Origin of the sequence: Paraburkholderia sp. BR10872 (assembly GCF_040965835.1) — a bacterium.
In the GTDB taxonomy this organism is placed as follows: domain Bacteria; phylum Pseudomonadota; class Gammaproteobacteria; order Burkholderiales; family Burkholderiaceae; genus Paraburkholderia; species Paraburkholderia nodosa_A.
In genome coordinates, this window is sequence record NZ_JBFRCN010000002.1 from 175,715 (window position 1) to 188,184 (window position 12,470).

11 protein-coding genes are annotated in these 12,470 nt (G+C 66.1%); 3 read left to right on the forward strand and 8 right to left on the reverse strand.

What is annotated here, in order from left to right; translation table 11 throughout:
• Positions 1-12 precede the first annotated feature (12 nt).
• The gene (locus AB4Y43_RS02815) at positions 13-1,140 is read right to left on the reverse strand and encodes a sugar ABC transporter substrate-binding protein (protein ID WP_069265916.1); all 1,128 of its coding nucleotides are present in this window, start codon (positions 1,138-1,140) and stop codon (positions 13-15) included.
• A 389-nt stretch (positions 1,141-1,529) separates the two neighbouring features.
• On the opposite strand from AB4Y43_RS02815, the gene AB4Y43_RS02820 reads away from it, so the two are divergent.
• The gene (locus AB4Y43_RS02820; RefSeq protein ID WP_368726987.1) at positions 1,530-2,273 is read left to right on the forward strand and encodes a FadR/GntR family transcriptional regulator; all 744 of its coding nucleotides are present in this window, start codon (positions 1,530-1,532) and stop codon (positions 2,271-2,273) included.
• A gap of 4 nt (positions 2,274-2,277) precedes the next feature.
• Here the strand turns inward: AB4Y43_RS02820 and AB4Y43_RS02825 are convergent, their stop codons facing one another.
• Genes AB4Y43_RS02825 through AB4Y43_RS02835 form a run of 3 tightly spaced genes read right to left on the reverse strand, consistent with a single transcriptional unit; the run spans position 2,278 to position 6,826 of the window.
• Positions 2,278-3,912: a methyl-accepting chemotaxis protein gene (locus AB4Y43_RS02825; protein WP_368726988.1), complete on the reverse strand. Its 1,635-nt coding sequence runs from the start codon at positions 3,910-3,912 to the stop codon at positions 2,278-2,280.
• 15 nt (positions 3,913-3,927) lie between these two features.
• The gene (locus tag AB4Y43_RS02830) at positions 3,928-4,236 is read right to left on the reverse strand and encodes a hypothetical protein (RefSeq protein WP_141710729.1); all 309 of its coding nucleotides are present in this window, start codon (positions 4,234-4,236) and stop codon (positions 3,928-3,930) included.
• A gap of 46 nt (positions 4,237-4,282) precedes the next feature.
• Positions 4,283-6,826: an EAL domain-containing protein gene (locus tag AB4Y43_RS02835; protein ID WP_368726989.1), complete on the reverse strand. Its 2,544-nt coding sequence runs from the start codon at positions 6,824-6,826 to the stop codon at positions 4,283-4,285.
• A 251-nt stretch (positions 6,827-7,077) separates the two neighbouring features.
• Between AB4Y43_RS02835 and AB4Y43_RS02840 the strand changes: the two genes are divergently transcribed.
• Together AB4Y43_RS02840 and AB4Y43_RS02845 are read left to right on the forward strand one after the other, a co-directional pair.
• Positions 7,078-7,650 (forward strand): XRE family transcriptional regulator, encoded by a 573-nt coding sequence (locus AB4Y43_RS02840; RefSeq protein WP_342948972.1) that lies wholly within the window; start codon positions 7,078-7,080, stop codon positions 7,648-7,650.
• 16 nt (positions 7,651-7,666) lie between these two features.
• On the forward strand, positions 7,667-8,203 hold the full coding sequence (locus AB4Y43_RS02845; protein WP_342948973.1) for a GNAT family N-acetyltransferase: 537 nt from the start codon (positions 7,667-7,669) through the stop codon (positions 8,201-8,203).
• A 15-nt stretch (positions 8,204-8,218) separates the two neighbouring features.
• Here the strand turns inward: AB4Y43_RS02845 and AB4Y43_RS02850 are convergent, their stop codons facing one another.
• From AB4Y43_RS02850 to AB4Y43_RS02865, 4 genes are all read right to left on the reverse strand, one after another.
• On the reverse strand, positions 8,219-9,001 hold the full coding sequence (locus tag AB4Y43_RS02850) for an alpha/beta fold hydrolase (RefSeq protein ID WP_368726990.1): 783 nt from the start codon (positions 8,999-9,001) through the stop codon (positions 8,219-8,221).
• 17 nt (positions 9,002-9,018) lie between these two features.
• Positions 9,019-10,041 carry a helix-turn-helix domain-containing protein gene (locus AB4Y43_RS02855; RefSeq protein ID WP_368726991.1) on the reverse strand — a complete coding sequence of 341 codons (1,023 nt, stop codon included), beginning with the start codon at positions 10,039-10,041 and terminating at the stop codon, positions 9,019-9,021.
• Positions 10,042-10,258: 217 nt separating this feature from the next.
• Complete coding sequence (gene eutC / locus AB4Y43_RS02860; RefSeq protein ID WP_368683454.1) at positions 10,259-11,059, reverse strand: ethanolamine ammonia-lyase subunit EutC; 801 nt, start codon at positions 11,057-11,059, stop codon at positions 10,259-10,261.
• The gene (locus tag AB4Y43_RS02865; protein ID WP_368726992.1) at positions 11,056-12,453 is read right to left on the reverse strand and encodes an ethanolamine ammonia-lyase subunit EutB; all 1,398 of its coding nucleotides are present in this window, start codon (positions 12,451-12,453) and stop codon (positions 11,056-11,058) included. The genes eutC and AB4Y43_RS02865 overlap by 4 nt, the downstream gene beginning before the upstream one ends.
• Positions 12,454-12,470: the final 17 nt, after the last annotated feature.

A 12,470-nucleotide genomic window follows, 5' to 3' on the forward strand; every position in this document is an offset into this window, starting at 1 on the left:
GCAATCACGCGGTCACTGGTTGCCCTGGCTCTGCTTCATGATTGCCTGGGCGGAGAAGTTGATGCCGCAAGTGGGAAACGAGTTGCCCACGAAGAAGTTGTCCGACTCGTTCGGGAAATAGTTGGTGCCCGCCTTCAGCATCGAATCGTCGGTGACGTCCAGCGGCAGCTTGATCGCCACGGGAATGGTCTGCCCATCGAGCGCCGCGAGCGCCGTCTTGATCGCCACGGCCACCTGCGCGGGACCGGTGCCCGCCGACGTGCACTTCAGACCCTGGGCGCCGTACTGCGCGCAGAACTTGCGAAAGCCGTTCTCCGTCTCGCCGCCGAACGGCACGAACGGATGTTTCGCATCGATCATCGCGCGCACCACCCCCGTGTCGCCGCCCTGCGCCGAAATACCGTCGAAATGGCCCTGCACGGCGATGGCGTCGGCGGTGGCCTTCTGCGCGACCGCGTCGTCCCACTTGCCGTAGACCTGCACGACGTTCCACTTCTTGCCGGTCTCGTCGAGCGTCTTCGTGAAGCCGTTGTGCCGATCGGTGTCGACCGAGGTGCCAGCCACGCCGCGGACTTCCAGCACCTTGCCGCCGTTGGGCACATGAGTCGCGAGCCACTTGGCCCACAGCACGCCGAGCCCGTACTGGTCGACGTCCACGTTGATCGCGTCTTCGCTGTCGAGCGTATTGTCGAACGCGACCAGCACGACGCCGGCTTTCTTCGCGCGGCGGATCGCGGGTCCGAACGAGGCGGGATTCTGCGCGTCGACGATGATCGCGTCGTAGCCGGCATCGATGAAGTTGTTGACGGCCGAGATCTGCGCGGGCACGTCCTCGCCCGTCGAGACGACCTTGAACTCCTTGAGCTTGGCGGCGACGGCCGGCTCCGCCGTATAGGCCTTGGCCGTCTTGATCATCTGGATGCGCCAGGTGTTGGCGATGTAGCCGTTCACGAGCGCGACGCGATACGGCCCGCTCTTCTTCGGATACTTGATGAATTTGGTGTCGGTCTTCCAGGGGACCATGCACGTTGGGTCGCTGGACGGGCCGGAAACGATCGATGCCTGCGCGAAAGCCGCGCCTGCGCACAGCGCCATTGCCGCGGTCGCCGCCGCTCGAAGCACCTGGATTCCTGAAAGCATGTTGTCTCCTTTTTGTCGGATAGAACTTACTGATTGCCGGCACACCGGGTTCGTCGGGAATGGCCGACACCGTGTGCGTGACGCAGGGAATCTTGCTGGATGTGCTGCAGCGGGACTGGACCGGACGCGCCGGACCAGCGGAATGACCTCTTCAAAGGCGTCCCCTCGAAGCAAAACGACGGGCATGCGTGAACGCCTCCCCGTCTGACAGTACTGGCATACCAATCCGCGCGCGATAGTGGTTTACCACTGGACCCGGCGCAGGCCCGATTGGCCGGCAATCGGGCGGAAACCCGCGCCATCCGTAAGCTTGGCGGCGCGGCAACTGGTGTACCATTCTGCGAACTTCAACCGCCGCCCGGCGGCTTCGACGCTTTCGAGAATCCTGGATGGCCGATCTTTCGCACACGCCAACCGGTCGTGCCGCCGATGCGGACGCAACCGACCGCTCCTACGTCGGCCTCGCGAAACAGATCTACGACCTGATCGCGGCAGGCGACGTCGGGCGCGCGCCCGGCGCGCCTCGAGCCCGTCTGCCTTCCGAGCGCACGCTCGCCGAGCGTTTCGGCGTGAGCCGCACACAGGTGAGAGAGGCGATCATTGCGCTCGAAGTGCAGGGCGTGGTCGAGGTGCGCGTGGGGTCGGGCATCTATGTGGCCGACGCGCAGGAGGCGCGCGCCGTCGCGTTCGAACTGCCGCGCGGGCCGGGACCGATCGAGACGCTGCGCGCGCGCGAAGTGATCGAGAGCGGGATCGCGGCGCTCGCCGCGACCGAACGCAAGGATTCGGACCTCGACCGCCTGTTCGCCGCGTTGCGCGCGATGCGCGAAACCATGGACGACAAGGCCGCGTACGAGGCCGCCGACCGCGAATTCCATCTGGCGATTGCGGGCGCGACCGGCAACGACATGCTGCGGCACGTGGTGAGCGCGATGTGGGACAACTCGCGCGCCGACCCGTTGTGGAAAAAAATCGAGGAGCACTTCCATACGCCCGCGTTACGCGCGGCTTCGCAGGAAGATCATCAGCGCGTTTTTTCGGCCATCATGGCGCGCGACGCAGAGGCCGCGCGTGCGGCGATGCAGGCGCATCTCGCACGCGTGATCGGCGAGTTCACGCAGGCCTGGCGTTAGCCGCTTATGCCGCCGCAGGCAGCGCGCTTTCCTCGTGCACAACCGCCAACGGTGTGACGGGCGGCGTCACGGGCAGCATGTCCGCCGTCTCGCTCACGCGGAACGTCGCCACGGCCTCGGCCATCTGGCTCGCCTGCTGCTCGAGCGACTCGGCGGCCGCCGCCGCCTGTTCCACGAGCGCCGCGTTCTGCTGCGTGACCTGATCCATCTGGCTCACCGAGGTCTCGACCTGCTCGATGCCGGCGCTCTGCTCGACGGTGGCCGAGGCGATCTCCTTCATGAGGCCCGACACCTTGTCCACCGAAGCGACGATCTCCGCCATCGTCGCGCCCGCCTCGCCGACGAGCGAGCGGCCGTTGCGCACGTCGTGCACCGAGGCGTCGATCAGCGACTTGATCTCGCGCGCCGCGGAGGCACTGCGCTGCGCGAGCATGCGCACCTCGCCCGCGACGACGGCGAAGCCACGCCCCTGCTCGCCCGCGCGCGCGGCCTCGACCGAAGCGTTGAGCGCGAGAATATTGGTCTGAAACGCAATGCCGTCGATGATGCCCGTGATGTCCGCGATCTTGCCCGAGCTGCGGCTGATCTCTTCCATCGTGTCGATCACCTGCTCGACCACGCGTCCGCCGCGCTGCGCGACATCCGCAGCCCCCGTGGCGAGTGCGCTCGCGGCGTTCGCATGCTGCGCGTTCTGGCGCACGCTCGACGTGAGCTGCTCCATGCTCGACGCCGTCTGCTCGAGCGACGCAGACTGCTGTTCCGTGCGGCTCGACAGATCGAGATTGCCCGCGGCGATTTCGCGTGCGCCCGTGTTGATCGCATCGCAGCTCGATCGCACGCTGCGCACCGTGTGGCTCAGGCCTCCCTGCATGCGCCGCATCGCGCCGAGCAACTGGCCGATTTCGTTGCGCCCGCCACCTTCGATGTGGACCGAGAGATCGTTCGCGGCAATCTGGTTCAGCACTTCCACCGCCTCTTTGAGCGGTGCCGTCACGAGGCGGCGCAGCGCCATGTGGGTCGCAACGACGAGCGCCAGCGCACCCAGCAGGCCCACCGCCACCATCGCCATCACCCAGTTGTGCTCGCGCACGGACTGGTCGAGCGTCGTGCGCGTGGCAGCATCGGCGTTCGCGCGCAATGCGGCCACGCTCGCCGAAAACTGCGTGTTCGCATTGGCAACATCCCCGGCGGCCAGCGTGGCATAGGTTGTCGTGTCGCCCGATTCGAGCGCCGTGGCCGCGCGCTGCAGCGACTGCGCGAGTGCGCTCCACGCGCCGAGCAAGGTGTCGCGCTGCTGGGCCGCATGAGCGTCGAACGGTGCGCTCTCGCGCAGCGCATTGCTGCGCGTCGAGGCTTGATCGAGGAGATCGCGTGCTTCCTGCTGCGCGTGCTGTTGTGCTCCGGCGGCGCCTTTCTCCTTCTCGGCCTGATAAGCACGCGCCAGCGCCGTTTGCGCAAGCGCCGCGTCCTCGCGCAAGGCGAGCGCGAGCGCGTCCTGGCGCGCAACTTCGTGGATGAAGCGCGCCGAATCGTCGGCGCGGCCAATCATGAGGACACCTACCGCTGCACCCACCACAAGCATCGCCGCAAAGGTGCAGAGCACGAGCAGCAGCCCCTTTCGAATCGTCAGATTTCGCATTACCTTATTCCCGCGTCAGGGCCTCAACATGGTTGGCACTGCATCGCTGCCCAGCCGGGCCAGCAGCATGTTCGCCTGTTCGATCAGCGTGGCGCGGTATTCGCTGGGCAACAGCACGTCGTCGGCCACGGCCATCGCTTCGGCAAGCTGCGCGCGAAACGCGAGGAGGGTGCGGTCGATCTGCGCCGTGGACAGTTGCGGCAGCACCGCTTCAACGAACTTTGTCATCACCACCACACTCGCGCCGAAGCGCGAGATGGCCTTGCCATGCGCGCTCACTAGCGCGGTCATCGAGTTCAACAACATCTCGTCACTGGTGCTCACGGAACTCTCCAGATACTTCGGCTAAAGGGAAAAGAAAAGCCGGCCTTCAGCCAGCCACGCACGCTTCGAGCGCGCGCGGCATCAATTCAGCCGGCGCGGGACGCGCAAGCAGGAAACCTTGTGCGCGGTCGCAGCCGATCTCGCGCAGGAACTCGAGTTGCCGTGGCGTCTCGACGCCCTCGGCTACCACCGTGACACCGAGCGTGCGCGCCATCGCGACGATCGCGCGCACGATCGAGCGGTCTCGCGCGGCGCTTTTCTTCACACGCGGCGACATCCCCGGCCCCGGTTCGGCCATGTCCGCGAGGAACGACCGGTCCACCTTGAGCGTGTCGACCGGCAAGGACTGCAGATACTTGAACGACGAATAGCCCGTGCCGAAGTCGTCGATCGCGAGGCTGATGCCGCGCGCCGCGAGTTCTTGCAGCAACGCTTCGATACCGCCGCGGCCCGACGTCATCGCCATGCTCTCCACGAGTTCGAGCTGCAGGCGCATGGCTGGCAGGCCCGTTTCGCTGAGTAGGGTCGTGAGCTGATGCAGAAAGCCGTCGTGCAGGCATTGACGCGCCGAAAGATTCACGCTGATACGGCCGAAGTCGAAGCCCTCGTCCAGCCAGTCGCGCGCCTGCCGGCAGGCCTCGCGCAGCACCCACGCGCCGAGCGGCACGATCAATGAGGATTCCTCGGCAATCGGTATGAACTGGTCGGGCGGCACGAGCCCGCGGCGCGGGTGCTGCCAGCGCACGAGCGCCTCGATGTTGACGAGCGCCCCGCTCGCCACATCGAATTCAGGCTGATAGTGCAGCACGAGTTCGCCAGCTTCCAGCGCGTGGTGCAACTCGCTTTCGAGCACGATGCGCTCCATTGCCGAAGACGTCATCGGCGCGGCGAAGAAGCGGAAGTTGTTCTTGCCCGCGTCCTTGGCCTCGTACATCGCGCGGTCGGCCTGCATGAGCAGTTGCCGCGGATCGTGCGCGTCGTCCGGATACATGCTGATGCCGATGCTCGGCGTGACGAACAGCAGTTGCTCGCCGATGTGCATCGCGGCGCCCACGCGGGCGAGCAGCCCTTGGGCGATCTGCCCGACATGGCGAACGTCTTCGATATCCTCGATCAGCAGCGTGAACTCGTCGCCGCCGAGGCGCGCCACCGTATCGGTCTCGCGTACCGCTTCACGCAGGCGCGTGGCGATCACGGTGAGTGCCTCGTCGCCCACGCCGTGGCCCATCGTGTCGTTGATGAGCTTGAAGCGGTCGAGGTCGAGGAACATCACGGCGACGCGCTTGCCCGAGCGGCGTGCGCGAGCGAGCGAGAGCGTGAGGCGCTCCGTGAAGAGCGTGCGATTGGGCAGGCCCGTCAAGGCGTCGTGCGTCGCGAGGTAGCTCAGGCGCTCCTCGGTCTCGCGGCGCTGCGTGATGTCCGCGAAGATCGCGGCGTAATGTGTGCAGCGGCCGCTCGGGTCGCAGATGCTGGAAATCGTCAGGTATTCCAGGTAAAGCGCACCGTCCTTGCGGCGGTTCCAGATTTCGCCCTTCCAGTGGCCGTTCTGCTGCAGGCTGCGCCAGAGCGCGCTGTAGAACGCCGCGCCCTGGCGGCCCGAGTTGAGCAGGCTCGCGTTGCGCCCGAGCGCCTCGTGCTCCGTATAGCCCGTGAGCCGTGTAAAAGCGGGATTCACGCGCTCGATGGTGCCGTCGAGGTCGGTGATCATCACACCATCGAGCGTCGATTCCACCACCTGGTCGGCGAGGCGCAGGTTCGCGCGCGAGGCGAGCAGCGCGTCGTCGCGCTCGCGCAGCGCCAGCTGCAGCTCGCGCACGAAGCCGTCTTCGATGTCGTGCAGGATATGCGAGAGGTCGAGCAGGCCCGCGAGACGCCCGTCTTCGCCGATCACGCCCACGTGGCGCATGCGGTGTTCGACGAGATACTGACGCGCCGCATAGAGGCTTTGCGAGTGCGCAAGCGAGCGCAGCGGCCGGCTCGCGCGCGCGCCGACCGTGCCGTCGAGCGCGCCGGCCGCAGCGAGGCGCACCACGTCGCGCTCGGTCACGATGCCGAAGTCGCCTTCGGCATAGCTCACGACGAGCGCGCTCAGACGCCGCGCACGCATGCGCTGCATGGCTTCGTGCATGGACATGCGCGCGTCGACCACGAGCGGCATCGCCGCGTTGACCGAGCCGACCATCTTCAGCCGCAGAAAGCACTCGAGCCCCTGGTTCATGACCAGGTCGGTTTGCGTGACGATGCCGAGCGAGCGGCCCGCCTGGTCCACGACGAGACAATGGCGGATGCCCTCGCGCTTGAAGCGCAAGGCGGCGTCGCGCAGGCGCGTGCTCGCAGGCAGCGCGCGCACTGGATGGCTCATGGCATGGCGGATGGGTAGCGCGAGCGCGGCGGCGTCTTCGCCCAACGCGAGCGCGTCGTGCTCGGTCCAGATGCCGACGGGCCGCCCCATTTCGGTAATCACGATGGCGCTATAGCGCCGCTCGCTCATCATCCGCGCCGCTTCGCGAATAGGCAGGTCTGGCCCGCAGGCAAGCGGCGGCCCTGAAAGTAGCTGCCCGATTTCCAGGTCCAGCGTGTGGTGTTGCATTTGCGCCCCGAACCGCACTGCGATGTCTTTTGAGATAGCGGGAAGCTACCAGCGGGCTGGAGGCCGTCAATTGACGAAAATCAAGGTTTTGGCCGCCGAGGATGACGCAAACGTTTGCGCATCGGCTAACCGGAATATCAGGGCGGCATCATGTGTCGCACGCCTGCGACAAACTTGATGCGCATAAACTTTTCTATGTGCAATCGCACAATCTAGTTTACTGAACGAATGAATCCATTAAACTAGACAACATGGATATCCACACCAACATCGCCCGCCGTCTGCGCGAACTGCGCGACGCCAAAGGCTGGTCACTCGAAGCGCTGGCCGAACGCAGTTCGGTGAGCCGCTCGAACATCTCGCTCATCGAACGCGGCCAAAGCAGCCCCACGGCCGTCGTGCTCGACAAACTCGCTACGGCACTCGGCGTCTCGCTCGCGTCGCTCTTCGAGGCGCCGGGCGACGAAGTGCTGCAGGCCCCTTCCCCGCACGCCGCGGCCCGCGATCAAGCGTTCTGGACCGATCCCGAGTCGGGCTATGTGCGGCGCAATCTCTCGCCGCCCGCATGGTCGCCCATCCAGCTCGTGGAAGTGCACTTTCCGCCCGGCCAGCGCGTGGCCTACGACACGAGCCTGCGCGACGCGGAGATTCATCAGCAGGTTTGGGTGGTGGAAGGCGTGATGGAGATGACGGTGGGCGAGCGCCTGTGGCGGCTCGAAACCGGCGACTGCCTCGCGATGCGCCTTGATTGCCCTGTCGTTTATCGCAATCCCACGAAGGAGCCGGCGCGTTATGTCGTCGCGCTCTGCAGGATCACTAATTAACCGGGTTCACCTTCACATGAGCGAAGCCATCAAGGTACGCCGCCTCACCGCCGAACAGGCGCAAACCTGCGCGAGCGCGCTTGCAGACCTACTCATCGACTGCGTCGAAGGGGGCGCCTCGGTGAGCTTCATGCTGCCGATTGCGCGCGAGACGGCGCTCGCGTTCTGGCTCGGCGTGGCGCAAAACGTGGTGCGCGGCGAACGCATTCTGCTCGCGGCCGAAGACGCGCAGCAGCGCATCGTGGGCACGGCGCAGCTCGTGACGGCGCAGCCGGAAAACCAGCCGCATCGCGCCGATGTCGCCAAGGTGCTGGTGCACCGCACCGCGCGCGGACAAGGTGTGGGACTGCGCCTCATGCTCGCGATCGACGAGGCGGCAAGGCAGGCCGGAAAATCGGTGCTCGTGCTCGACACCGTGACGGGCGGCGCGGCCGAACGGCTCTATGTGCGTGCGGGGTGGGAGCGGGTGGGCGCCGTGCCGAATTACGCGCTGATGCCGGACGGCGCATTCTGCGGCACCACGTTCTATCACAAGCAACTGCTGAGTCGGTGAGACACCGCCGGTTCCTCACGCGCCTCGTTCGAGCCTATTACTGATGGCGCGCGCGAGGCCATCCGGATTGTCGTATGCCATCATGTGCTCGGTATTGGCAACGAGTTCGACGGCGCAGCCGGCTTGCTCGAACTGGGCAATTTCCTCACTCGCAGCCGTATCCGGGAGAATCACCCCTTTATTCGAACTCAGCCTCGCGAAATCTTCGAGCCAGTTTTCCGCGTTATCGTCCAGCGCGGATGTTGCCCATTGGTAAATGGCATGAGGCGATGCGACGGCAAACGGCCCCAGCCAGGCGTCGTTGCCGCCCGCCGCTTTTAACTGCGCCAGAAGCTGCGGAAACCCTTCCGCGACGAATTGCGCTTCGGTCATCGACGTGATTTCCGACAACATCGCTTTGCCGTACTCGTTCAGACCGGGCGCACATAAAATCACGCTGCCCACGGGGACCGCCAGGCGCTTTGCGAGCTTCAGTGCGATGAACGCCCCAGCGCTATGACCGAAGATATTCGCCCGCGTGAAATGCTCGCTCGTGACGAGGTTTGAGATGACATTCGCCTGGGCACCCGAAGTATAGGTTCCGTCCTCTGGCTTATCGCTGAACCCCGCTCCGATGAGATCGATGAGGAGCGATCGGCGTTTCGAGTACGAATGTGAACCCACTACCAGTGGGTAATCGCTGCTGGACGCACAACCCAAACCATGAACGAAGAGAAGCGGCTCGGACGAGTTCGTGGCGGAATATAAATCCACGTAGCGAAGGACGTTCTCCCTGTCATCGATGGCGAATGAATTCATAGTCTCGTCCAGGAAATTCAGGGCATTGCCACCGCGCGCAATGCCTCCGAAGGCCGCATGCCGAACATGCGCCGGTAATCGGTGGCGAACTGGCTCAGATGCCAGAAGCCCCAGGCCGCCGCAACGTCCTGCACCGAACCGGCCGCGCGCCCGCACAGGTCGCGGCGAGCGCCGTTCAGACGCAGCGCGCGCAGGTAGGTTGCGGGCGCCATGCCAAGCACGTCCTGAAAGCAGTACTGGAGCGTGCGCCGGCTCACATGCAACTGCTCGCAAAGCTCCGGCACCCCGACTGGCCGTCCGCGATGCGCGAGCACATAGTCTCGCGCCTGCGCCACGATCCAGCGGCGTCGCGATGCGGGTTCGGCAACCGCACCCTCACCCTCACTGCCCGCGCAGGCGTCGAATAGCGCGGCGAGCCCTTCCGCCTGCAATGCATTGCGCTCGACGTTCGAAAGCGGTGAGACCGGCACGTTCTCATGCGCCTGGCCGCCATCGTCGAGACACCTCGCGAGCCGTGCACAAAGGCGCTCGATGCACGCAGCGGCCGCCTGCACGACAGGCGCACCCGTGAGACGTTCCTCGAACGCCGTACGCTCGACCGTGGCTGCGTAGTGGCGCAGCACGTCGCCGCGCACGACCACGCCGTAGATCGAAAATTGCGCCGGTGTGAGAAGCTCGAACTCGACGTTGCCCGGGCGCAGCGCAAACGCCTGCGCGCCAAAGGCCAGCGCGTCGATACGCGCCTCGCCTTCGCGCGCAACCGGTATGCCGAACCACCAGGCGTCGCCGCGCACTTCGCACGCCTGGCGCAGCGTATGGCTCGTGGTCTCGCGAAACACCTTCATGGTGTCGAGCGGCAGCTCCGTGAGCGTGCCGACGAAGCGGCCCGCCGCGAGCTGGTCGTAGGTCTGCCGCCATCCCACGAGGTTGCGCGCCTGCTCGTCGGCGTCGTGCGCGACGCTAACGACGGTGCGGGCGCCATGCGCGCTGCATTGCGCTTGGCCTGCCGTGGCTTCGGTTCGCTCTGCCGTTTCGTTCATGATTGCCTCCCAGCACGCACTTGCTTCGATCGATCGTCGAGTGATGCAAGAGTCGGGCCAGCGACAACGGTATGCGCAATGGCCATGCCGGGCGCCGCGCTGCTCCACGGCGGCGCAATGGCGGTTAGCGGAGTGCTCAATCCCTGCGCAAGCGGCAGCACCGCCGGGTGCGTCGCCGGCTTCGATGGTTGCAGCCGATGCAGCCGCGTGTGGCCCGTCACGCAGACGTGATCTGCCCACGCGCACCGATGCCCGGCAGCGTCGCGTCGCTATCGTCCTTCAGCCCGACGCCGGTCAGCCCGAGCCGCCGCGCGTGCGTGAGGAGGTAATGGAGCTTGTGCGCGGCCGCCTCATACGGCAGCCCCTCGGGACGCACGTTCGAGATGCAGTTGCGCTGCGCGTCATGACAGCCCACCTTCGGCGCGTAGGTGAGATAGACACCGAGGCTGTCTGGCGAACTCAGCCCAGGCCGCTCGCCGATCAGCATGGCCACGAGCTTCGCGCCCAGCAGCTCGCCGATCTCGTCGCCGAGCGCCACACGTGCCTGGCGCGCGACCACCACCGGGCCGATGCGCCAGTCCGCAAGGCGCGCGCGAACCGCGAGGAGCAGCGGCGCTGCCTGTTTCGCGGCAGCGATCGCCGAAAGGCCGTCGCCGATCACGAATACGACTTCAGGCGGCTCCTCATGCGCTGCGATGGCCGGACCCGCCGCTTCGACCAACGCTGCCCGGCTCGCCTCCGACAAGCGCCGCCCGAGGTCCGGCCTGCGCAAATAATGCTGCCGGTCCGGCGCCGCGCTTTCCACGCCGAGCGTGGCGAACCCTTCGGCTTCGAGGGTGCGCCGCAATGCTTCGGCGTCGAGCGGGTGATGCACGGCGTCGCGCGCCTGCGCGTGCGAGAGATTGAACGCGAGCAGCGGCGCCGTGGGCAAGCCGCTGCCCGCGCGCCCGAGCGCGATGCGCGCGTTCGTGAACGCCTTGAGCCCGCCCCATGGGTTCTTTTCGACGGCGTCGCTCATGCGTCGATCCCCATCCATTCGTGCGCGCCCGCGAGCAGCGGCACGCGCGCGGAGCCTGGCAGGAGCGCGCCTTTCGCGTCGACGATCGCCATGGTCTCCAGCCACTCCTCGAACTCCGGCGCGCGGCGCAGGCCGAGCAGATCGCGCACATAGAGCGCGTCGTGAAATGAGGTGCTCTGGTAGTTGAGCATCACGTCGTCAGCGCCCGGAATGCCCATGATGAAGTTGACGCCGGCCGCGCCCAGCAGCGTGAGCAGCGTGTCCATGTCGTCCTGGTCGGCTTCGGCGTGGTTCGTATAGCAAATGTCGCAACCCATCGGCACGCCTAGCAGCTTGCCGCAGAAGTGATCTTCGAGACCCGCGCGAATGATCTGCTTTCCATCGTACAAATATTCGGGGCCGATGAAACCGACCACCGTATTGACGAGAAACGGCTCGAACTTGCGCGCGACCGCATAGGCGCGCACCTCGCAGGTTTGCTGGTCCACGCCGTAGTGCGCATTTGCCGACAGCGCGCTGCCCTGCCCCGTCTCGAAGTACATGAGGTTGTTGCCGACCGTGCCGCGCTTGAGCGAGAGCGCCGCCTCGCGCGCCTCGTTTAAAAGCGCCAGCGAAATGCCGAAGCTCGCGTTCGCCTTTTCCGTGCCCGCGATCGACTGGAACACGAGATCGACAGGGGCGCCCTTTTCGATCGCCGCGATCGTGTTGGTGACGTGCGTGAGCACGCACGATTGCGTGGGCACGCGATAGCGCTCGCGAAATCCGTCGATCATCGCGAGCAGCTTCACGATGGCCGCCAGGCTGTCCGAGGCGGGATTGATGCCGATCATCGCGTCGCCGCAGCCGTACATCAGGCCGTCGAGCATCGAGGCGGCGATGCCCTTCACGTCGTCGGTGGGGTGGTTCGGCTGCAGGCGCACCGACATGCGGCCCGGCAGCCCCACGGTGTTGCGAAAGCGCGTGACCACGGGGCGCTTTTTCGCCACGGCGATCAGGTCCTGATTGCGCATGAGCTTCGACACCGCGGCAACCATCTCGGGCGTGAGGCCCGGCGCCAGGCATTCAAGCGCCTCGGTCGTTGCCGCGCCGGAAAGCAGCCAGTCGCGAAAGTCGCCCACGGTGAGGTGCGCGACGGCTGCGAACGCGGCTGCGTCGTGATCGTCGACGATCAGGCGCGTGACCTCGTCGTCTTCATACGGCACGAGCGCTTCGGAGAGAAACACCTTGAGCGGCACCGCGGCGAGCGCCATTTTCGCGGCCACGCGTTCCTCTTCGCTCGCCGCCGCCACGCCCGCGAGCTGGTCACCCGAGCGCAGCGGGCTGGCTTTGGCGAGCAGCGTCTTGAGGTCCGCGAAGCGGTATGTGCGCGCGCCGATCGACTCCGTATAGTTCATGCGTTGGACTCCTGCAA

Excerpts from the sequence above, each read along its gene's own strand:
- AB4Y43_RS02840 (WP_342948972.1), top strand. The coding sequence starts at position 7,078 with ATGGATATCCACACCAACATCGCCCGCCGTCTGCGCGAACTGCGCGAC.
- AB4Y43_RS02825 (WP_368726988.1), bottom strand. The coding sequence starts at position 3,912 with ATGCGAAATCTGACGATTCGAAAGGGGCTGCTGCTCGTGCTCTGCACC.
- AB4Y43_RS02835 (WP_368726989.1), bottom strand. The coding sequence starts at position 6,826 with ATGCAACACCACACGCTGGACCTGGAAATCGGGCAGCTACTTTCAGGG.
- AB4Y43_RS02845 (WP_342948973.1), top strand. The coding sequence starts at position 7,667 with ATGAGCGAAGCCATCAAGGTACGCCGCCTCACCGCCGAACAGGCGCAA.
- AB4Y43_RS02815 (WP_069265916.1), bottom strand. The coding sequence starts at position 1,140 with ATGCTTTCAGGAATCCAGGTGCTTCGAGCGGCGGCGACCGCGGCAATG.
- AB4Y43_RS02865 (WP_368726992.1), bottom strand. The coding sequence starts at position 12,453 with ATGAACTATACGGAGTCGATCGGCGCGCGCACATACCGCTTCGCGGAC.
- AB4Y43_RS02850 (WP_368726990.1), bottom strand. The coding sequence starts at position 9,001 with ATGAATTCATTCGCCATCGATGACAGGGAGAACGTCCTTCGCTACGTG.
- AB4Y43_RS02855 (WP_368726991.1), bottom strand. The coding sequence starts at position 10,041 with ATGAACGAAACGGCAGAGCGAACCGAAGCCACGGCAGGCCAAGCGCAA.
- eutC (WP_368683454.1), bottom strand. The coding sequence starts at position 11,059 with ATGAGCGACGCCGTCGAAAAGAACCCATGGGGCGGGCTCAAGGCGTTC.
- AB4Y43_RS02820 (WP_368726987.1), top strand. The coding sequence starts at position 1,530 with ATGGCCGATCTTTCGCACACGCCAACCGGTCGTGCCGCCGATGCGGAC.